Origin of the sequence: Oceanobacillus limi (assembly GCF_900111445.1) — a bacterium.
In the GTDB taxonomy this organism is placed as follows: domain Bacteria; phylum Bacillota; class Bacilli; order Bacillales; family Amphibacillaceae; genus Ornithinibacillus; species Ornithinibacillus limi.
Genome location: NZ_FOHE01000001.1, coordinates 235538 through 257855, shown reverse-complemented (window position 1 = coordinate 257855; position 22318 = coordinate 235538). Strand labels below are relative to the sequence as shown.

Here is a 22318-nt window from a genome sequence, read left to right as displayed (position 1 = left end):
ACAGCTTACTGTAACAGCTCCAACAATAAGTCGGGACGGTCTGTAATAATTCCATCTGCTCCAAGCTCGATTAATTGTTGCATTGTTTCCGGTTCATTTATTGTCCAATAGTGAACATCCATTCCAATTTGATTCGCACCACGGATAAGTTTTTTATCCATTAAATTAAAACTTCCTTCTTGTGTAGGCACTTGTACTGCTTCAACTGAAGGCCAATATAAACCATTTAAGTAAAATTTGTGAAGCCCAACGAATTTCGTTACTTCCTTTCGTCCACCACTCACCAATGCTTCATCCTTACTAATCTCTTGTACCATATCAATAATAGCTTGGTCAAAGGATGCGATTAAAACATCATCCTCTACGTTATGATTCTTTATCATAACCCATAGTTTTTCTGCTATCGGTCGATATAGTTTTGGATCATTGGAATCTTTAATTTCAATGTTCCAGCGCATGTCTGGAATTGCTGTGAAAATTTCTTCCACTGTTGGGATATGTACTCCTTGATTGAGGTAATTATTTTGCCCATTTTCGTCCTTAAAATACGTTGCAGCATCCAACGATTGAATTTCTTCTAGGGTCATATCATTTACTCTGCCTTGGCCATTTGTTGTACGGTCAACTGTCGGATCATGAATGGCAACCAAATGACCGTCCTTTGTCATATGTACATCGAATTCAATCACATCAACGCCGAGTTCCATTGCATTTTTGAATGCTTCCATTGTGCTTGATGGTGCTAAATGCTCTCCACCCTGGTGGGCAATCACAAGTGGTCGATCACCTTTAAAGTAAGGGTGTTGGTCAACTTTAGGAACAGGTAAAACATATAGGACTGCCCAGATGCCTAAGACAGCCCCTAGTCCGATTCCAATATAACGAATAATAGGTTTCTTTTTTCGTTTGGTAGGTATTTCTTGCTGCATTTCTACCGGATTGTTCACGTCGTCCAACTCCTCGTTTCCCTCGAAAATCTCTATGTATCTGATTGAAGTATATGCTTGTTAAGAGATTTTCGTCCCGTTCTCTACTTCTTCATCCGGGCGTAACAACACAACATCTCCATCTTCAGGAACGCCACCGATGATCAGTACTTCCGATTTAAAACCCGCAATACGCATCGGCGGAAAGTTAACGACACCAACCACTTGGCGCCCCACTAACTGTTCCGGCTCATACCGTTTAGTAATTTGAGCGGAGGATTGCTTGATCCCAATTTCTTCACCAAAATCTACTTCTACCTTGATTGCTGGTTTCCGCGCTTCTGGAAAGGGTCCCGCTTTCAATACCGTTCCAACCCGCAAGTCCAACTTCATAAAATCATCAAACGTCGCCATATAAATCCCTCCTTTCTAAAAATTATAACGAGGTGCCAGGCACTTGTCGACTTTCGACAAGTGCCTGGCACCAAAATAATTAAAAATATTTTGATTTATTGAAACTTATTGTATATGATGGTCGTATAGTATGGTAATACGACAAGATTTTCAGGTGAGGATGATGGAGATGACTGTATTTGGTTTGGATATACAAACATTTTATTTAACACTTCTAATCGTTACAGGATGTATCACGATTTTATATATCTTCTTTGGAGATGTACTTGATGGAATCGGGGAAGGAATTCCTTTCTTAAATCCTGCACTTATTTTAGCCTTTATTATTTTCTTCTCGGCAACATCCTATGTGTTTGAGGTGATTACTCCACTATCCAGTTTATTCATAGCGGTGATCGCAATAATCATTTCGTTTTTACTAGATATCCTGCTTCATTTCTTTGTTTTAGTTCCCTTATCATCTGCAGAGGAATCATTAAGCTACACCGAAGAATCCCTGAAAGGCAGAGTTGGAAAGATCATTATTCCAATTCCAGAAGAGGGATTTGGGGAAATAGTCATCGAAAGCAAGAGTGGGACAATTTCTAAACCAGCTGCATGCTATGAAAAAACAGCGATTAGCGAAGGAACACAAGTATTGGTTCTTGATATCAAAGAAGGAGTCCTATATGTCACACCATATGAATCGCTTGACGCAGAAAGCATGTAATCGCAATAATCATACAATTCCACATGGAGGCGTATTTTTATAAATTTTCACAATATAAAGGAGGAAAAGCATGTTAGAAAATGGTGTCACAGGTATTTCGATTGTTATTGGTATTGTTGTATTTCTATTAATCGCATTACTAGCTGTTTTTGTTAAGAAATACCGTACTGCAGGTCCAGATGAATCACTGATCGTAACAGGAAGTTACCTCGGTGGAAAGAATGTACATACCGATGAGTCTGGAAACAAAATTAAAATCATTCGTGGTGGAGGTACATTCGTTCTTCCAATTTTTCAACAAGCCGAACCATTAAGCTTGTTATCTAGTAAACTAGAAGTTACTACTCCAGAGGTTTATACCGAGCAGGGAGTTCCGGTAATGGCTGACGGAACGGCGATCATAAAAATTGGTGGTTCCATTGGCGAAATTGCTACAGCAGCAGAACAATTTCTAGGAAAATCGAAAGAGGATCGAGAAAATGAAGCAAAAGAAGTATTAGAGGGTCATTTACGTTCGATTCTAGGTTCCATGACCGTGGAAGAAATCTATAAAAACAGAGATAAATTTTCCCAAGAAGTACAACGTGTTGCATCCCAGGATCTTGCCAAAATGGGATTAACCATCGTATCGTTTACCATTAAAGATGTACGCGATAAAAACGGTTATTTAGAATCCTTAGGGAAGCCACGTATTGCTCAAGTAAAACGAGATGCAGATATCGCTACAGCAGAAGCAGATAAGGAAACACGCATCAAGCAAGCTGAAGCGGCAAAAGAGGCGAAGAAATCCGAATTAGAACGAGCAACAGAAATTGCAGAAGCAGAAAAACACAATCAATTAAAAACAGCCGAATACCGTCGCGAGCAAGATACTGCAAAAGCAAATGCCGACCAAGCATATGATCTAGAAACGGCTCGTGCCAAACAGTCTGTGACAGAGCAGCAAATGCAAATTCAAATTATCGAGCGACAAAAACAAATTGAACTAGAAGAAAAAGAAATTCAGCGTCGTGAAAGACAGTATGACTCTGAAGTTAAGAAGAAAGCGGATGCCGATCGTTATGCTGTGGAACAGGCTGCTGTTGCGGAAAAAGCAAAACAAATCGCGGACGCCGATGCCAATCAATATCGTATCGAGTCCCAAGCAAAAGCAGAAGCAGAACAAGTTCGAGTGGATGGTCTTGCCAAAGCCGACTCTCAACGAGCACAAGGGGAATCCGAAGCAGAGGTTATTCGCCTGAAAGGTTTGGCAGAGGCAGAAGCAAAACGCAAAATTGCCGAAGCCTTCGATCAATATGGTCAAGCGGCAATTCTCGATATGATTGTCAGAATGCTTCCTGATTATGCGAAAGAAGTAGCTAGTCCATTATCTAACATCGACAAGATTACCGTTGTTGATACTGGTGGTAGTGGAAGTGATGGGGGCGCCAATAAAGTATCTGGTTATGCAACCGACTTAATGGCCAGCCTACAAGAATCCCTAAAGGCTTCATCCGGTATTGATGTGAAAGAACTATTAGAAAATGTCGTAGGTAAAAATAAATTACCAGATGACTTTGACATTGACAGGATCCGGTATGAAAACGAGAATTCGCAAAAGGAAATGGTCGCAAGTAAAGTTGAAGAAGAGAAAGTGGACCAATCCGTTAAAACGGGATCTGTTGAATAATAATTAAGGAGAAGCAACCGTGATTGCTTCTCCTTTTTATTATACCTATGAATCTATTTCGTTCTCACGAATCATGCCATAGTAGACTAGATCTTCATACCGATCTTCTTTTCTAACGTGATCAAGTAAAACTCCTTCTTCCTTCATCCCTATCTTCTGCAAAACCCTACCCGAGGCTGGATTGGAACCAAAGAAACGGGCAAATATTTTATGGTATTTCTTTTCATCGAATGCAAATTGAACGATCGCATTAGCTGCTTCTGTAGCATATCCGTTCCCCCAAAATTCTTCCCCAACCCAATAAGCAATTTCCCCATGATGGAAAGCCTGATTATTTGATAATGCAATAGCACCATATAGTTGTCCACTTTCCTTACCTGTAATTGCGAATTCATAGGATTTATTCGCAAGGAAATTTTCAAGATGGTGTTCCATCCAGGTTAACGCATCGTTTATGTCGTATGGATAAGGTAAATACAACGTATTCTTGAAGATATTATAATTATTACAGAGTTTCGTAACAGCTTCTGCATCCGATTTTTGAAACAATCTTAGCACGAGTCTTTCTGTTATTATTTTCTTATTTTTTTCATCGTAGTTCATTACCATCCCCCTATATCTTACAGGTTTCGTTTAAAACCCTGTTACTTCTTCCCCACGTACAGGATCTTCTCCTCCATCTAGTTTTATTCTAATCGAGGTTCCTTTCTCCCAATCGACATGATTAGCAACATGAAAATGAATATGAGGTTCACTGGAGTTACCAGAATTCCCAACATAACCTAGCAGGTCACCAGCATCTACCTGGTCCCCCTCGCTTACTTGGACAGATCCTTCTTGCAGATGAGCGATAATACTATATTCCTTATTTTCATGTTCTAGGATCACATGGTTTCCTAGCGGTTCTACCCTATTTGTATCAACAGTCGGTGTATTGTCTTTTATGTTGTTCTCAATTGCTACTACAACACCTTCACTTGGCGCTACTGCTTCTTTTCCAAATGCATAATAGCTTTCATTTTTTGTAGGGTCTCCCTCAAACGAAGAACCATCCTTTACGATTACGAGGTCATAAGCATACCGTTGGGATTCCACTGCGTAATGGTAATTGACAAGTTCATTTGTACCACCCCAAAAGGTGAACCATTCTCCTATCATTGGCATCCGATACGTATTTTCTGTATACCGATTATCCGTTTCTGGATAAGAAGTAATAGGGGTGAGTTGCAAGCCCTCAATCGTTTGGTTATCATCTGCCAAGTAAGCTCGTATTCCTTTGTCTCCTCCATCACTTATCCATTGATACTCCATTAGATCTTGAATTGGCATTTTAGTAACCATCTCAAAGGATTGGACTCCTTTTTGGAAATCACTTCCCATATCTTTGAACTGTTTTAAGGTAACCATTTCTTGAAACGATTCACTTGTTTGGTTATAGATCTGTTCGAAATTACTAGTCAAAAACTGTTCTGGAAGCTGTTCAGGAGTAATTGGTTCTTCAGACGACTTTTTCTGGTTATCCGCTTCCTTGTCTAATGAATCGTTATCGTTATCCGTTTTTCCACATGCAGCTAGAACAATAGTTATCAACATAATGAACGAAGCCTTTACGATAAATTTCATTTATTTTCCCCCTTTTGGTATCTAACAATCTATACGATTCTGGGGGTAAAATGATTCAGTTTTTACAAATGAGTGCGAAGTTTCCCTATTTTACTTCCACTGTACCTTATGACACTAAAAATACTTATTATTCACAGCTTCATTTTTAATCCTTCATGAGTCGCTTTAAAGCCTAACCGTTCATAAAATCGTAATGCGTCATCTCTTTGCTTATCGGTTGTTAGTTGGATTAGATGACAGCCTCTGTTCTTTGCACGTTGAATGGCATATTGAATAAGCCCAGACCCTAATCCTTTCCCGCGATGAGATGCAGATGTCCGCACTCCCTCGATCGTTGCTCGCCAACTACCTTGATGGGTAATATAGGGTGTAAACGTAATTTGTTGTACTCCAATTATTTTATGACCAGCCGAAGCTACCACCAATTCATTATTTGGATCGGCTTCTATCGCTTTAAATGCTTCGATATAGGTTGATGGCAGAGGCTGTTCATAACGTTCCCGTGTTCTTCCTAATTTGTCATCCCAAAGCATTGCTACGATTTGATCCAGATCTTCTTCGGTTGCATTTCGATAAATGACATCGTTTTTCATACTTCTGCCCCTTATGCTTTCGTTAATTTCTATCTAAATCTTAACGAATGTAACAGCAAATAAATAATACCGATTTCGAATCAAATCATATAAATAATAATGATCGTATAGGTGCGGTTTACAATAAGGAATTCCTTACCAAACTTAGGAAGTAAACTGCTCGCTTAAAATGAAAACCAATTATTCTTTAAACTCAATTGGCACTAGTTTATCCAGTTTTTTGTCCCCTTGTTTAAAAACTAATGATACAAAAGTTGCTAACAACAGTACACCAGCACAGAAGATAAGAGAAGAATTAGGATTGATCGATTCAGATACACCACCTGCAAAGAGGTTTCCCCCCATTGCAACTACACCTGATAATAAAATCCCTCCCCCTCCGATTCGTGCTAAATATGCATCAGGAGTGACTGCTTGTCTTGCTGACCCGTTTACTACAAAAGCCATCGATAGCGCTCCATCAAATAAAAACATTCCACCCATGATCAGTACGAGCTCATATGAACAGAGAATCAGTATTATTCCACCACTTGAAACTACCATTAAACCAGCATACAAATACTTCCATGAGAAATGATTAATCTTATTTAATAAAAATACACCAACTAGGTTGCCTACTCCTGCTGAAGAAAGCACCATACCCGTTTGCCATTCATTAAAATAGAGAACTTGACTCGTATAAATAATGATCGTCAGTGTCATAGCGGTCGTACTAAAATTCAAAATAACATGTTGCACGGAAATAAAGGTTTGATACGGATTCGTAAACAAATACCTTACATTTTTAATCGATGATAAATAGGTTTGTCTCATTTTTTCTTGCTTTACGCTCCATTTTTTTTCGTGGAAAGTTAGAAACAGAATACCAAGAAAGGAGATGAAGTAAGTCATAGCATCTATTGTCAATACCATCGCGACTCCAAAACTTGATAACACAACGCCCGCCAGAACTGGGCCAACAAATGTACTGATTGCATCTGCTCCTTCAAAGTAGCTATGTGCATGAACCAGTCTGTTTCTTCCGACAACCCCTGGTACCATTGCGGAAAAGGAAACTTTAAAAAACAAACCTGTAGCTCCCAAAATAAACAAACTTGTAGCAAGAATCCATATTGTTAAATGGTCTGCCCACACCAACATTACTAATAATGACATCGTTAAAAAGCTAATGATTTCAGCAACCATGGCAACTTGCTTTTTAGGTTTCCCCTCTATCCAAGTACCGACTGGAAGAGACAAAATAAGTGGTGCTACTTGGGAACAAACAACAACCAGTGCGGATTGCCATGGCGATCCAGTTAACTGAAGTACAATTAAAGGAATTGCTATTTCACTAAAACGATTACCAAATATCGTAGCAAGTTGCCCAAACCACATGACTGCAAAATTTTTATTCTTAAATAAACTCATGTAAACCCCATTCCTTATTTCTGATATAGTCATTTGATGAAAAAAATTTTGGTTTACATTGGATTTCTCTCCTTCTAAAACTTTCAATTCTGAACAGCTAATTTACTTTTCAAACAATAGAATGGGGTTTTTATCGATCTTCAGTAAACTCATTTTATTAATTTTATCATATTTTTAAATTATTTAAACAATACAAAAAGAAAAGGGCCCGAATTATTAACAGGTTCCGTTTAGAGGTGCACACATTATAATTCACATACTAAATCGCACTGTGATTCACATATAAATTCACAGTGCGATTTTATTGTTAATTCAAGGTTTTTGATGGTTTTATATACTGATTTCACATTATCATTTACATTAACTGAAATAAATAATGTAGGGTATGTGTATCAACGTGTGAAAACTCTGCGAATAAGGTTGTGAATTTAACTGAAACAAATTACCATTGGAACAATTAATTAAATTGGTATGAATAGTATGATAAAATAAGTATAGATATTGTGAAGAAATGTACTTAAACGTAGCAGAATAGTTGAAGAAGCAAAGGGGGAAGAAAGTGAGTATATCAAAAAGATTTTTAACTGGTATAAAAATATACGTCCCTTTAGTAATTGTTATGCTTATAATTGCTAATGGCAATACAACATTATTTCAGATATTAAATTTCTTTAGTATTCTTATATCCATATTGGGACAAAGACACTTAGAAAAGAGAATAAATAAAAAGATAAAGGAAGATTAGCACTTAGTGTTAATCTTCCTTTTTTATATTGAAAAACAATTAGCGTCGAATATACCAAACTTTGTACCTATGTCATCTTTTTATCTATTTTAAGTTGATGTTAATTAAACTAGAATGGGGGAATAATAACATGGAGATTACAGATAAAAATGGAGGTGTTAACATTTCAGTGTAGCAACTATTCTTCGTAGAAAGGAATTTTGTAACGGTAGAAAATAGAGGTAACAATTGTAGATATCAATGGATTGAAAATTTTTTTGAACCTATAAATGAAAAAACACCAAATCGTCACAATTTCTTATAGGAGTTGTTCCATAGGTTGAAGGAAAAGAGCCAAACAAATCCTTTGATAAAGTAAACAAGCAATACTGTAATATATTTTTCCAAGAATCCAACGAGGTGATCGCAAACAAAGTGAAGAATTATACTTAAAGTATAGGGTGCTTTAGTGGAAGAAGCGAATATTGTCCAATAACAAAGGAGCTTGTTTTAAATAAAGCTCCTTTTCTTGTGAATTATAATGTGAATTTTTTGCGTTATTGGTTGAGATTTCCTTTGCGATTTACTATAAGATATAGCACGACGCACCTCATGATGGATCCTGTTACGAATTAATGGTCCCTTTTTTATTGGATTCTCATTCTGCTATTTCCTTTTCCTATCCATAAATAATTCTTGGATTTTATGAATGTAGCTTAAATTAATTCGGATGACAAAAAAATAGAAGACAAAAGAATACATCGTCCGCCAATTTTTAAATTGAAATACATCGAAAAACGTTTCTGATATCCATTCTAATCCACTCAAAATACTAGCCGAAATCAACATAAACCAAATTCTATTAGGTTTCAATTTTCGGAAAAGGTGTATCGCAATAATGATAGGAACTGGATATACAACAACTTGAAGAATAGAATCAAATAATTCTCCGTGAGCATAATCAAGCGTGTCATAAAAATCAAGTGGAGGTTCTGCCAACATTCGATCTCCTACGGTCGCAAACCAAACATTAAACACATATAAAGCAATAATCTCTGTTTGGCTTAACAGGCGTTCTTTTTTGTGTAGAATAATAAACAACACCCAGACAACAACTATAATAACTAATGTATATAGTTCATTTTTATCGAACGATTTAGGTGTAAGTGGTTCTAGAAGATATAGAAATGTTGTCATGGAGAAACGCCACTTTCTTTTTCAAGAATGGTACTAAATATCCGCATGAATAAAAGTGACAATAATAGAATGAACAATGAAATACATACATCTATTATTGGATACCAAGAATCTGTGTTAGAGGTTAACACATTAATCGAAACGTAAACTTGTTTGGAAAGCAAATCCATTCCAATCCAAAGAAATGATAATAATACCTTATAAATAATAGCTATTTTCTTTCTCCATATATAGAGTAGCCAAAGTAATAAAATGGGTAAGACGATACCAAAATGCAAATAACTCAAAACTCTTGGTATCAAGTCTTCCTTTACAGCGAGCCTTTCATATGCGGAAAATAGTTTAAAATTGATATGCTGACATAGAAAGGATAGAAATAATAGCGTTATGATGACCTCTAGTTTTATAAATTTCTGTTTTACATAATATAGTGATGATCCCAATAACAATGAAACCAATATTACCACCAACAGTGTCGTAATCATATCGATTATCCTTTTTTTCCTTAGAATATCCCGTATCATCTGTAATTACTCGTGAAACATCACTATCGGTCGATATTACTTAACCGCCTTCCACATCGTCCATCTATCTTTCTCAACGATCAAGGACTCCTTTGCAATAGAGTTATCGATATGGTGGACTAATTGATTCAGCTCCGAATCAGTCAATTCATGCAAAATACTTCTTCCAATTCTCTCACGCAGTTCAAGTAATAATGCTTCCTTATTCTCGTATACCTTTCTTGTTTCCCATAGTGTAACTTCTTCCATTTCAGTAAACCCGATTGCTTTTAAGGTCTGCATTATCAACTTACTGTCATGCCTTCGCTGGGCTTCTATTTCCACTAACTTGGGAAAGTGTTCAAAAAAGTATCCCCTGATGTGTTCACTGCTCCCTTTTACAAAGCAGTCATCAGGAGTACGATCTTGAATAATAAGGTACCCATCCGAATCTAAAATTCGATAAGCTTCTTCAAAGCAGCTTTCTAAATCGTCAATATGATGAATTAACGCCCTTTCTAATACGAAATCATAGCTACCACCAACTACCCCGGTATCGAAAGCATTCCCCTGTAGAAAAGATATATTACTGTAGTCTTTGCAATTTTCTTTCGCTCCCTCAAGAATCTCCTTGGAAAAATCTACCCCGGTAACGGAGGCTACACCCATGTCTGAGAGTGCTTTCGAATAGATTCCTCCACCACAACCAATATCGATGGCATTGGAAATCTGCTTGATCGGTACAAGGTCTTTTATCGTTTGAATCCATGAGTTATCTGCAGTACGAGTTGTGTAAGAAAAACGGTTTTGCTTACTATGAAAGTCCATTCCCATTTTACATCCCTCCCGCATTATTTCAAACAATGATATTGTAAATTATATCATACAATTATTAATATACAGTCAATTCACCCACTCCAGAGAGATAGAAAGAAAATGAAAAAACCTTTGATCAAATCGAGATCAAAGGTTTTACTTTCATTTCATATTAATTAACAGAATGCTTGCTCATTATCATTGAGGTCAAGTGCTTCTGCAGTTGATACATTTATTTCATGTAGAAGTTCTGGATTATCCATTAATGATACGCCATAGGATGGGATCATTTCTTTGATTTTCGGCTCCCACTCTTTCATATGTTGTGGGAAGCATTTATTAATTACTTCAAGCATTACGTGAACGGCTGTGGAAGCACCCGGAGATGCCCCTAATAATGCAGCAACCGATCCATCTGCACCAGTAATTACTTCGGTACCAAACTGGAGGGTTCCTTTTCCACCAGCTTCCGTATCTTTAATAACCTGAACACGTTGACCAGCTATAACTAAATCCCAATCCTCACTTTTAGCGTCCGGGATAAATTCGCGTAACTCTTCCATGCGCTTTTCTTTTGAGAGCATCACTTGCTGGATCAAGTATTTGGTTAATGCCATGTTTTTTGCACCAGCTGCTAACATGGTAAAAAGGTTATGTGGCTTCACGGAAGTTACTAAATCAAGTAAAGAACCCGTTTTCAAAAATTTAGGCGAGAATCCTGCAAACGGCCCAAATAACAAGGACTTTTTATTTTCGATAAACCTTGTATCAAGATGTGGTACCGACATTGGTGGCGCCCCAACTTTAGCTTTTCCGTATACTTTTGCATGATGCTTCGCAACCACTTTTGGATTATTACACACCATAAATAATCCGCTTACAGGAAAGCCTCCAATATGCTTCCCTTCAGGAATACCAGATTTCTGTAGTAAATGAAGGCTTCCACCTCCACCACCAATGAAGAGAAATTTTGCCGTCTGGCTCTCAACAACACCTGTATCAAGATTACGTACTTTCACTTCCCATAAGCCATCCTTCGTACGTTTTACATCTTGAACACTATGCTTGTAGTTTATATCCACATTTTTATTCTCTAATTGTTTAAACAACCTACGCGTTAAAGCGCCAAAGTTTACATCCGTTCCAGAATCAATTTTGGTAGCCGCTATTGGTTCATTTGATTTTCGGTCTTGCATAATAAGCGGAATCCATTCCTTCAGTTTTTCTGGATCATCGGAAAATTCCATTCCTTTAAATAAAGGATTGTTTGATAACACTTCAAAACGTTTCTTTAAAAAGTTAACATTTTGTTCCCCTTGAACCATACTCATATGTGGTAGTGGCATAATAAATTCCTGAGGATTATGTATTAATTTTTTGTTTACTAGATAGGACCAAAATTGCTTTGAAAGCTGAAACTGTTCATTAATTTTTATAGCTTTACTAATATCTAGTGAACCATCTGGCTTTTCGACCGTATAATTCAACTCACACAATGCTGCATGCCCTGTTCCCGCATTGTTCCACTCATTCGAACTTTCTTCTCCTGATTTTCCAAGTTTCTCATACACTTTTATATTCCATTCCGGTACTAATTCTTTCAAGAGTGTTCCTAATGTAGCACTCATGATTCCAGCGCCAATTAATATGACGTCTGACTTATTTTCTTTGTTGCTCATGATTATCAACCTTTTCCCCTAAAATTTGCAAAAAAGATGCACGATCACATATTCTTTTACGAATGTGTGACCTTATCCCCCCATCTTTTCTGTCTCCTCAAAAAACGATAGACTTAAATATTTCTATTATAAGATAATTATAAGTTATTTAAAAGCTGATAAAAAGTGAGAAGTTTTCCCACCTGGTTTTAGGTAAACACAACCAATGCCTTAACCTCATATGTGACAAGGGTTAAGGCAATAATTATACGCGCTTTATTTCTCCGTATGTTCCTTACGATATCGAAATGTACCTAAACCAATCTACTTAGTCTATATTAACACAAAATACTAGGGATTGTGTTGAAAAACTTCTGAAAAAAGAAGAATGAAAAAGAATTTTGTCAAATGGAAATGCAAAAGTATAATGTTTCTTATATGGGATCCAGTGTAAAAAATGCCTTCAAAATCATGCCTTTGAAACAACTAATTAATTAATATTCTAGTATTCACCATTTAACGGAACCACGATCCTCTTCAAAAACGAAGTGGAACCTCTTTCCGTTAAATGGTCAAAATAACCCGTCTGGAACGTGAATTAGGATCCTCATTCCTTTATTTACCATTTCCCTGTACAATTTTAACTGATTTATGTCTAATAGCGGAATGAGGATCCTCGTAATCCTGATTTGAGCAATTTTTTATCATTTAACGGAACCACGATCCTCACCAATGACGAAGTGGAACCTCTTTCCGCTAAACGGTCGAATCAACATGTCTGGAGCGTGGTTTCTGCTCCTCATCTGACCGCAGCGGAAATCACGCTGCTGCTACGTCGCATTTTATATACTGTCATTCTAAACTTGCTCGAACAGCCCATATTTACACTTGAAACGACGAAGTATCTTTATCCAAGAGGCACTAAATAATACAAGGAAAAAGACATTCGACAGGGCATGTGCTAAATCAAAATAGAAACTAGTGCTATTGTATAGCAAGATCGATTGCCAGTTCACTTCCTGGATGACTCCAATAATAAACCACAGATTCATAAACCAACCAAACAGGAATCCTACGATAAATCCAAACATCGATTTGCCAATCTTATTTTTCATTAACCACGTATTACGAAGGAGTCCTGCAAAAAGTCCAATCATCCCCCACGCATACATTTGCCACGGAGTCCATGGACCTTGGCCGAGAAAAATATTGGAGACGATCGCAGCAGTTACTCCAATAACAAATCCACTCTGTGGCCCTAGTACAATGGCTGAAACAATAATTACAAAAGATGTTGGTTGCACACTAGGTAGTGAAGCAAAAGGAACACGGCTAACAGCTGCAATGGCCCCCAAAATCGCTAACATTACTAGCTCCCTGCTCGTTATCTGTTGACTTGAAAAACGAATCATAAATGGTAGAAACGAGGCAATCATAATTAATATACTTAGGATTAAATAGTATTCTAGATTAATCAAAGGAAAAGCAAGTAGAACGACTAATATGATAATTGCTAAGCTCGTTAAGACCCAATATGGTTTGGTGATAACAGCATCGCCTCCTCCAACGTTACTAAGGCTGGCGTATGAAAGTCACGGGTTATTCGGTTCATCATTGTTGTATAGTACGTATTTTCTTGAAAAAACTGTTTTGTTGGTTCTGTTACGGTGATATCCCCTTGAAATAACATACTGCATCGAGTCGCATAACTAGCAGCAAATTCTATATCATGGGTAACCATAATAACTGTAAGCCCCTCCTCTACTAAACCTTGTACTAACAAACCAAATTCCTTTTTGAAGCTTGGATCCATTCCTTTTGTAGGTTCGTCAATTAGCAATATGGAAGGGTTTCCTAGCAATATACCAACCAATGCTGCCTTTTGTAACTCTCCACCACTGAGATCGTATGGATGCCGATCAAGTAAATCAGCCAATTGGAAAATCTCAAGTAATGACTGTACCTCTTCTTCCCTCTTTTGGTGCTTCCTTGCAATCTCTTGGTACTCCTCTTTTAACGTGTCATGCAGGAAAAAAATCCTTGGATTTTGTGGTAAGTAGCCTATTTGTTGTGGATCTATGTTTTTTACCTTTTTCCCATTGTATTTCATAGTTCCATGCTGTGGTTTAATCAATCCTCCAATCAATTTTAACAATGTTGTTTTCCCTGTTCCGTTTGCACCAACAAGCGCCATCCACTCTCCCTTGTTTATAGAAAAAGACAAGTTATATAAGACTGGCGTACTATGTTTCGTGTATTGAAAGTCAATTGCCTTTAATTCAATTAATGGACTCTTTTCAACAATCGTCCCGTGTCCTTGTGTTGGTTGCTTCAGTTCCTGAGTTGAAATCCATTGCTTTGCTTCTTTCACCGTCAATGGTATTTGATCAGGTTTAGTGGCTTGCTGACTAATCCCCATGTAACACAAGGCCGTACTAGGTAAAAAGGATTGAAATTCCGGGTACATCTGATGAGCTGCTTTTCTCGGACTTTGATCCACAACAAGGTGTCCCTTATCTAATAGCATCACCCTGTTCGCTACAGAGAAAAGCTCTTCCATGCGATGTTCTACAACAAGAATCGTAATACCGAATTCATCATTTAGTCTTTCGAGCAAATGAATAAATTCCTTCGCTGCGATCGGATCTAATTGGGCAGTTGGTTCATCGAGTAACAGTAGCTTTGGTTCCAATAGTAAAACCGATGCCAGGTTGATAAGCTGTTTTTGTCCCCCAGATAATTCTGCTGTTTTTTTATTAACCAGATCATTTAAACCAAAGAAATGAACCATTTCGGCCACTTTTTTGCGCATCTTATCTGTGGTATATCCCATATTTTCCATACCAAATAAAAGCTCATCCATCACGCGTTCCATCACGATCTGATTTTCTGGATCCTGGAATACCATCCCAATTTCTTTTGCAAGAAGAAACCGATCCTGTTCCTTTATCATGCTTCCACGATAATATATATTTCCTCCCAGATTACCATGTGGTGCGATCTCCTCTTTAAGTAAACGTAATAAGGTGGACTTTCCACTCCCCGACGGTCCACATAACAACACAAAGTCTCCTTCCTGGATCGTAAAATGAATATCGTCCAAAACAGACTCTGTTGCGTCAGGATAGCTAAATGTTACATTTTGTGCAGATAGTATTTCCACTTTAGTACTTCCTTTCCTTCAGTAACCATTGGTATTCCAATCAAGGCTAGCCAAATAGAAAAATAAAACCATTCCCTGCCACTTAACCAAACCGACTCAAGAATGGGCTGTAGCAACAACACCCCATCTCCTAACCACCAGCCAAATACTAATAGGCTAAATAAAACGATCATGGCGGTAAGAACCGTCCAATCTGTGCCTTTCATCGTATAAGGGTGATATTTGCTTCTTTTTCGCAATCCATATCCCCTTGCCGCAATCGAATCTGCCGTTTGAATCGACTCTTCTAGGGATGAGGTTAACAGGATTTGGATGAATAACATTCCATTATGGGCACGACGTTTCACACTTCCTTGCTTAATCGATAGTCCCTTGAGCTGTTGTACTTGTTCAATATCCTTCAAGCGCCGGATTAACAATGGAACAAATCGCATCGAAATCATGATTAAGATTGCCCACTGCGGAAATCCTCTTGCGAATAAAAACAGAAACTTATCCGCTGTAAGTATGAGATTAAATGTCAGAAAGGTGGCTAATATACCAACCAAAGTCGCTGCAATCATGATCCCTTGGATGATGGACTCTAGTGTTACTTGGTTTTCAAATAAGTAAAATAAAATATGGTTTCCCCTTCGATTAAATAATGGCGTTAATATTAAGATTAAACTGCTCATCCCTATTAGCATCCACATCCATTTTTTTAACTGTTCGCCTCCATCAAGAATGAGGTTAATCATTAGGACCAGACAAATGCCAGCAAGAAGAAAAAATGGATGTTGATAAAGCATAAAACTAGTAATCACAAAGATATAGTATAGTAATAATAGGATTGGATGAAATGACCGGAAACCTCGTATCATTATTCTGGCATCCCATCTTCAAGATAGTTCGTAGTATACGTCCATTCGATCGTTTGATTCGGTTCAATTGGATAAACACCTGCACTTCGATCGATAAGAATGCCGTCTACCCGAATTAACCACCCACTTAAAGGGCCCTCATCAAATTCATAAAGGTTATCAATACCCTCTACATATGCAGTTGCGCCGGAACCACGAACGCTTATTTGAATCCCCTTTTCTTTCGTTATTCTACGAGTTGCGTCTAACGCCGTATCACCATCCTGGTATAACACAGTTGTTGGCGGCAGGACTACTCCACGGACTTCTCCTGTCGTAATGGAAACCGTAACTGTATCTTTGGGATCTTGATTTGGTTCTTCTTCCTTTGGTTTCTCCTGCTCGTTTTCCTTGGGTTTCGTTTCGTCTTTTTCTTTGGAATCCTTCTGTTTGCTTTGATTGGATCCGTGTTTTTCAGATGCTTTATCATTTGTTTTTTTAGACTTTGATTCTTTCTTGTTCTTAGAATCATTCTCGGATACTTGATCACTAGACACTCTTGATTCATCTGAGCCAGTTTCATCCGATTGTCCTTCGTCTTGATTCGAATCTTCTTCTTTTTCCTCGGTATCATTTCTCGGTGTTTCCTTAGATTCATTCACTTCAATGACATCTTTTGCCGACTGATCCGATTCGTAAACTTCAGAGCTTCTAGTTGTATGCTCCTTTTGCTCTGCTTGTGAAATTACATCATCCTTTTCACAAGCAGATATAAATAACGTGACTAAAATGGATAATACGATGAACAAAAAGCGTTTCATTTCTTATCCTCCTTTTTCAAAATGAGGGTAATCTAACAGATTGCTAGATTACCCTTCTCTTTAAACCCTTGCTTTTCTGCGTTGGATTACAAATAAAATGACACCACCAACGAGGAGAAGCATGCCAGCAATTAAAAAGTTGTACATGTCTGTCGCTGTTTTTGGCAATTCCTTTCCACTACCTTTTGATCCTTCTTTTTCATCGTTGGACTTTTGTCCACTTTGGATTTCTTCTATTTCAAAAACACCAAATGTACTAAAATGGTCTGTTGTTGCTGTTACAATATGATTGGAAGCATCATAGGCGCTATTTTCGATGACCTCCCATTTGTCAGTTTCTTCATTAAGGTAAAACACGTTCACCTTCTCTGGATTTTTGACAAGATCAGGATCCACTTCAAATACCATTGTTATCTCATTCCCGTTGAAGTCATGAATTTCCTGGTCGTTCCCTTTAATCGTAAAGTTGTACACAGAACCAACAGCATTCTTATCCTCCAATTTGTCGAGTATAATTTCGACTGGCTGATTATTTGCTTCGTTTACAAGCTGCTGTAAAATCTCATGTGGAATGTGTAATGTAACATCTCCTTTATCAACGATTAAACTGCTTCCTTGATCTACTATTTTTTTAAGAGCATCATATGCCAATTCTATACGCATTGAAGGCTGTTCCCTAGCCTTATCCGGCTGAATAACGACCAATTCATGACCTGAAAGCTCCTCTAAATCATCGAGCGTAACAGTGATTTTCATTTCATCCTTATTATTCTCAATCGTTGGTGTGATCACTAGTTCCTCTTTCGTTGGATCTTCTGAATGATCTGGGCCACGGTCTGAATCATCATCGTCCGGGTTAGAAGGATTTTCTGGCTGATCATCGTCGTCTTGGTTCCCATCATCATCTTCGGTTAACGGAAATTGATAAACCGTTGTCTTATCCCCATTAACAAATTTCTGATAGGCAACCAAAGCCAAGAGTGCTTGTTGTGTCGACATGGCCATCGAATAATCATCGTCAATAATATGGCTATAGCCCCCATCATTCTGCTTAAACTTCAACAAATGTTGAACCAGGTTACCACCATCTTTTGTAAATGCTTCACTAGTAGGATCAATGCCGACTGAAGTTAAACCGATGATAACCTGAGAAACGGATTCACTTGAATCTCCACCATTGAATTCTTCTGCGTATCCACTCGTATCATCCTGCTCTCGTGATAAATATTCTACGGCACGATCAATGGCCGCACGAACATCAGCACGATCTTGATATGGTGCTAGTGCAGTTAATGCCATTCCCGTAATATCTGCTGTAGGGCGGTCACCAAATAATGCCCATCCCCCTACTTCATATTCTTGTTCTAAGATAAAATCTATTAATTGATCTCTAGTCTCTTTTGGTGCTTCGTAAGAGCCACTATCAAGTGCTAGTAATCCATAGATTGGCATATTAATAGATGAGCTTAAAAAATTTCGGTGATTGATTAATTTTTCTACTAAATTATATCCAGCCACATCAGTAGCATCGGTATTCGCTGCAGCTAAACCAATGATAACCTTATCCAAATCTAAAATGCTTCGGAATTCCCCATCTATTTCTTTTACTCTTTGTTCGACACTAGAAACATAAGAGGAAGGGATTTCTTGTTCGGTATGAGCGACTCCCCATACCCACCATTCATTTCCATATGCAAGGGAAATATTATTTTCTGTTATATAACCTTTGATCTCATCAACTGATGATTGGATATCTTTGTTAGAAATGCTTGGTAGATTAGGTGTTTCTTCTTCCTCTGGATTTTCCTCCTCACTTGGAATATCCTCTGGGTCTTCTTCAAAGTTTTCTACAGTTAATTGAAGATGATCACCTGCTTGAACCTGATGGGCTACAACACTCGTGCTTAACGCTTCTTCATTAACAGCAATATTCCAGTAATCCGTTTCCCCAAGCACTACACTCCCAATGTTGTTGATAAACGTGAAATACGTATCATCAACGGTCGCATCTACAGTTACCCCATGCTTGTCTGCAGCTTGATATAAGGCATCGTATGCACTGGCACCATCCATTAAGGTAACTTCTGTTTCATTAATGACAGCGTTTCCATCTAAATCAATCGCTGACACGGTAACGGGAACCGACGGGCTAAAGTTATCCGTTAATGTAAACAGAATGTGTTCACCATTCTCCACTTCATAGGCCGAAGCACCAATTTCCGGACCTTGTCCGTATACATTAAAGGACCAATAATAAGGGTCTGATTGTTGTACATCACCAATTGCCGTAACCATGTTCCCAAAATCATATTCATCATAGGCTATTTCTACATGATGCTCTTCTCCGGCTTCCAACAGTACATCGAAGGCTGTATCTCCATCATCAATTGATACAGCAGTTAAAGGGAGCACACTTTCTCCTTCTTCGTCGAGAGCAAGAATTGTAACCGCATCTTCCAATGCTTCCGCATGAACGGTAGGTTGAGGTAAAAATGTGATATTGCTAAGAACAAGTAAAATAGTTAACAATATTGCTAGTTTTTTCGATTTTATTTGCATCGCTAATTCCCTCCATCTATATTAATTCATAAAAAAATGCACCCGTAGTCAGGGTGCATGTCAGGTTATATGATTAGCGACGCTATGTATAGGCAAACCTATCATAAAACATGTGCGAGCACACCTCCCTATCCTCGTAGGTTGAATGGCGAAAAACTAGGCAGGTCTCCTGGCTCATGATCTACATTATCTATTCCCTTCCCATCGAATGACAGTGGAATATAATAGATAACTCCCATTTACAGTGGCGGGACCGCGCCGGATTCACACCGGACTTCCCTTTTAATGATTTCAAAATGGTTATTTTGAAACCAACCTAATTTTTATCGTATTCAATTACCTTTATTGTAGTTAAGGGCTCACACATAGTCAATGAAAATTTTGAATCATTTTGGTTCATATTGTCTGGTAAAAAAACATATTTCTATGGCAACTCGTTACCTGCTGCTAAGTAGATGCCATACCATTCCTCTCTCGTTAGCTCAATGTCAGAAGCTTTGGAGATCTCTGTGATTCGACTCGGATTCATCGAACCGATTACAGGCTGAATTTTCGCTGGATGGCGTAAGATCCATGCAATCGCAATAGCAGACTTGCTAACACCATATTTTTCTGCAACCTCTTGCAGTTTTGCATTTAACTCAGGGAACTTTTCATGATCGATAAAGACTCCTTCAAAAAATCCATATTGAAACGGCGACCATGCTTGAATAGTCATGTCATGAAGTCGACTGTAATCAAGAACACTGCCATCACGATCCACACCACCTGCATGCTTCATATTGACATTTAATCCCGCATCTATCATTCCGGTATGCATAATACTTAGCTGTAGTTGGTTAATAATCAGATCTTGCTCTACATATTTTTTTAAGAGCTCAATTTGCATTGGATTATGGTTACTTACTCCAAAGTGACGTACTTTTCCACTTTCCTTTAATGATGTAAATGCTTCCGCCACCTCTTCTGGCTCAACGAGTGTATCTGGGCGATGAAGTAATAATACATCAATATAATCTGTCTTTAACCGTTGTAGACTTTTATCCACAGATCCGACAATGTGCTCTTTCGAAAAGTCAAAAAAACCTTTACGGATCCCTGTTTTTGTTTGCAATACCATTTTTTCACGGATGGAAGGATTGCTATCAATCGCTTCTGCAAATATCTCCTCTGACTTACCACCAGCATAAATATCGGCGTGATCAAAGAAGTCAATCCCTACATCTAATGAACGATTAATAACATCTGCTGCTTCTGTTTTTGTTAAATCGCCCATTCGCATACAACCGAGCGATATATTCGACACACTTAAGTTACTTGTTCCTAATTTGATTTTTTTCATTTATTACACCTCTTTAATAGGAATACATCCATTTTAGCACGATCCATTTGTTAATTATAGAAGGATGCAACAACAAGCATTTTAGGGCGAGGGAATTGTCACTTATCTTAAGAATTATTTTACTTTTTATAATGCTTCCCATTGGTTCTAAATTCCTAGTAATCCTTGCTTGACTTTTTAATTCATACTAAATATAGTGGGATTATTGGTTTTTGAAAAAATGCGATTGGAATGCCTATTTACACCATTTTTTCCAGGAAATTTTTTAGTCGTTAGACGGTTAATAAATAACATAAACTAAATTGGCAATTACCATACATTTTTAGCTATAGAAGGAAAACTATCTTCACGATGGTAGACTACTGTTCTACCAATTATGAAATGAGGTGATAGATTGGGTTATTTGAAACGCTCCCTGCTTCAAATCATACCAAGTCTACTAATCCTGACACTTATTGTGTTTGCTTTGGTATACGTTGCTGGGGATCCTGTTTCCCAAATGCTACCAGAAAATGCCACGGCAGAGGATCGGGCTATATTAACAGAGGCACTTGGTTTAGACGAACCGTTCCATATCCAATACCTTCAATACTTGGGTGATATGATACGTGGTGACTTTGGTACCTCGTACCAATACCAAGAACCTGCACTTGAGCTTGTAACCGAGCGTTTAGCTGCAACGCTAACACTTTCCTTAATGGCATTATCCGTCGCTATTTTCATTTCGATCCCATTAGGAATTCTAGCTGCACTTAAACGAAATACGGTGATCGACTTTCTTGTATCAGGAATATCCGTTGTAGGAAAGGCAATGCCTAACTTTTGGATTGGAATTATGTTAATTTTATTTTTCGCGGTGATGTTCCCTATTTTTCCTGTTTCTGGTGCAGACTCACCCTTACATTTTGTTCTTCCTTCCATTACATTAGGCGTCGCACTAGCAGCAGAAATGACACGGCTAGTACGAGCAAGTGTGTTGGAGGTAATTGAGCAGGAATATGTTCAAACGGCTAGAAGTAAAGGACAAATGGAATCCATTGTTATTGGTAAGCATGTATTCCTTAATTCCCTTATTCCAGTTGTTACAATTATCGGTTTGCAATTTCCACAACTAATCGGTGGAGCCATTGTAGTAGAAACCGTGTTTTCTTGGCCTGGGATTGGGAGGCTGTTATTAACTGCAATTGAAACAAGTGACATGGCTGTTGTTCAAGCTATTGTATTTGTTATTGCCTTGATCACGATTGTTGTTAACTTAGTTACAGATATCATCTACCGTGTGCTTGACCCAAGGATCAAGTATAACTAGGTTTATAGAATGAAAGAAATTCGATGAAGAGGAGCTTCTTACG

Annotated in this window: 19 protein-coding genes and 1 riboswitch; of the genes, 3 read left to right on the top strand and 16 right to left on the bottom strand. The window is 37.9% G+C overall.

Features of this window, described 5'->3' with window-relative positions:
• Positions 1 to 5: 5 nt before the first annotated feature.
• Positions 6 to 947 (bottom strand): glycerophosphodiester phosphodiesterase family protein, encoded by a 942-nt coding sequence (locus BMX40_RS01485; RefSeq protein ID WP_244513305.1) that lies wholly within the window; start codon positions 945 to 947, stop codon positions 6 to 8.
• A gap of 60 nt (positions 948 to 1007) precedes the next feature.
• Positions 1008 to 1340 carry a chaperone CsaA gene (gene csaA, locus BMX40_RS01480; RefSeq protein ID WP_090866122.1) on the bottom strand — a complete coding sequence of 111 codons (333 nt, stop codon included), beginning with the start codon at positions 1338 to 1340 and terminating at the stop codon, positions 1008 to 1010.
• Positions 1341 to 1509: 169 nt separating this feature from the next.
• On the opposite strand from csaA, the gene BMX40_RS01475 reads away from it, so the two are divergent.
• On the top strand, positions 1510 to 2049 hold the full coding sequence (locus BMX40_RS01475) for an NfeD family membrane protein (protein WP_170840632.1): 540 nt from the start codon (positions 1510 to 1512) through the stop codon (positions 2047 to 2049).
• A gap of 70 nt (positions 2050 to 2119) precedes the next feature.
• The gene (locus tag BMX40_RS01470; RefSeq protein WP_090866118.1) at positions 2120 to 3718 is read left to right on the top strand and encodes a flotillin lipid rafts scaffold protein FloT; all 1599 of its coding nucleotides are present in this window, start codon (positions 2120 to 2122) and stop codon (positions 3716 to 3718) included.
• Positions 3719 to 3763: 45 nt separating this feature from the next.
• On the opposite strand, the gene BMX40_RS01465 is transcribed toward BMX40_RS01470, so the two are convergent.
• The 14 genes from BMX40_RS01465 to BMX40_RS01395 form a co-directional block, all read right to left on the bottom strand.
• A complete protein-coding gene (locus tag BMX40_RS01465) occupies positions 3764 to 4321 on the bottom strand; it encodes a GNAT family N-acetyltransferase (protein ID WP_090866116.1) in 558 nt (185 codons plus the stop codon).
• A gap of 30 nt (positions 4322 to 4351) precedes the next feature.
• Positions 4352 to 5341 (bottom strand): M23 family metallopeptidase, encoded by a 990-nt coding sequence (locus BMX40_RS01460; protein WP_090866114.1) that lies wholly within the window; start codon positions 5339 to 5341, stop codon positions 4352 to 4354.
• 131 nt (positions 5342 to 5472) lie between these two features.
• On the bottom strand, positions 5473 to 5934 hold the full coding sequence (locus tag BMX40_RS01455; RefSeq protein ID WP_090866112.1) for a GNAT family N-acetyltransferase: 462 nt from the start codon (positions 5932 to 5934) through the stop codon (positions 5473 to 5475).
• A gap of 180 nt (positions 5935 to 6114) precedes the next feature.
• Positions 6115 to 7344: an MFS transporter gene (locus BMX40_RS01450; RefSeq protein WP_170840631.1), complete on the bottom strand. Its 1230-nt coding sequence runs from the start codon at positions 7342 to 7344 to the stop codon at positions 6115 to 6117.
• Between the two features lie 1390 nt (positions 7345 to 8734).
• Positions 8735 to 9265 (bottom strand): hypothetical protein, encoded by a 531-nt coding sequence (locus BMX40_RS01440; RefSeq protein WP_090866106.1) that lies wholly within the window; start codon positions 9263 to 9265, stop codon positions 8735 to 8737.
• Complete coding sequence (locus tag BMX40_RS20055; RefSeq protein ID WP_170840630.1) at positions 9262 to 9708, bottom strand: hypothetical protein; 447 nt, start codon at positions 9706 to 9708, stop codon at positions 9262 to 9264. The genes BMX40_RS01440 and BMX40_RS20055 overlap by 4 nt, the downstream gene beginning before the upstream one ends.
• Before the next feature lie 117 nt (positions 9709 to 9825).
• Positions 9826 to 10602 (bottom strand): class I SAM-dependent methyltransferase, encoded by a 777-nt coding sequence (locus BMX40_RS01430; RefSeq protein WP_090866102.1) that lies wholly within the window; start codon positions 10600 to 10602, stop codon positions 9826 to 9828.
• A gap of 158 nt (positions 10603 to 10760) precedes the next feature.
• Positions 10761 to 12263 (bottom strand): malate:quinone oxidoreductase, encoded by a 1503-nt coding sequence (locus tag BMX40_RS01425; RefSeq protein ID WP_090866098.1) that lies wholly within the window; start codon positions 12261 to 12263, stop codon positions 10761 to 10763.
• An 836-nt stretch (positions 12264 to 13099) separates the two neighbouring features.
• Complete coding sequence (locus tag BMX40_RS01420) at positions 13100 to 13789, bottom strand: ECF transporter S component (RefSeq protein ID WP_425287838.1); 690 nt, start codon at positions 13787 to 13789, stop codon at positions 13100 to 13102.
• Positions 13765 to 15405, bottom strand: a complete 1641-nt coding sequence (locus BMX40_RS01415; RefSeq protein WP_090866094.1) for an ABC transporter ATP-binding protein — start codon at positions 15403 to 15405, stop codon at positions 13765 to 13767. Before BMX40_RS01415 ends, BMX40_RS01420 begins: the two co-directional genes overlap by 25 nt.
• Positions 15378 to 16265 (bottom strand): energy-coupling factor transporter transmembrane component T, encoded by an 888-nt coding sequence (locus BMX40_RS01410; RefSeq protein WP_090866092.1) that lies wholly within the window; start codon positions 16263 to 16265, stop codon positions 15378 to 15380. The genes BMX40_RS01415 and BMX40_RS01410 overlap by 28 nt, the downstream gene beginning before the upstream one ends.
• A complete protein-coding gene (locus BMX40_RS01405; RefSeq protein ID WP_090866090.1) occupies positions 16265 to 17065 on the bottom strand; it encodes a DUF4430 domain-containing protein in 801 nt (266 codons plus the stop codon). Before BMX40_RS01405 ends, BMX40_RS01410 begins: the two co-directional genes overlap by 1 nt.
• A gap of 60 nt (positions 17066 to 17125) precedes the next feature.
• A complete protein-coding gene (locus BMX40_RS01400; RefSeq protein WP_090866088.1) occupies positions 17126 to 19624 on the bottom strand; it encodes a DUF4430 domain-containing protein in 2499 nt (832 codons plus the stop codon).
• Positions 19625 to 19766: 142 nt separating this feature from the next.
• A riboswitch (cobalamin riboswitch) is annotated at positions 19767 to 19959 on the bottom strand.
• Between the two features lie 89 nt (positions 19960 to 20048).
• Entirely contained in the window at positions 20049 to 20966 is a 918-nt protein-coding gene (locus tag BMX40_RS01395) for an aldo/keto reductase (RefSeq protein ID WP_090866086.1), read from the bottom strand.
• A 394-nt stretch (positions 20967 to 21360) separates the two neighbouring features.
• Between BMX40_RS01395 and BMX40_RS01390 the strand changes: the two genes are divergently transcribed.
• Positions 21361 to 22275 (top strand): ABC transporter permease, encoded by a 915-nt coding sequence (locus BMX40_RS01390; RefSeq protein ID WP_090866084.1) that lies wholly within the window; start codon positions 21361 to 21363, stop codon positions 22273 to 22275.
• Positions 22276 to 22318 lie beyond the last annotated feature (43 nt).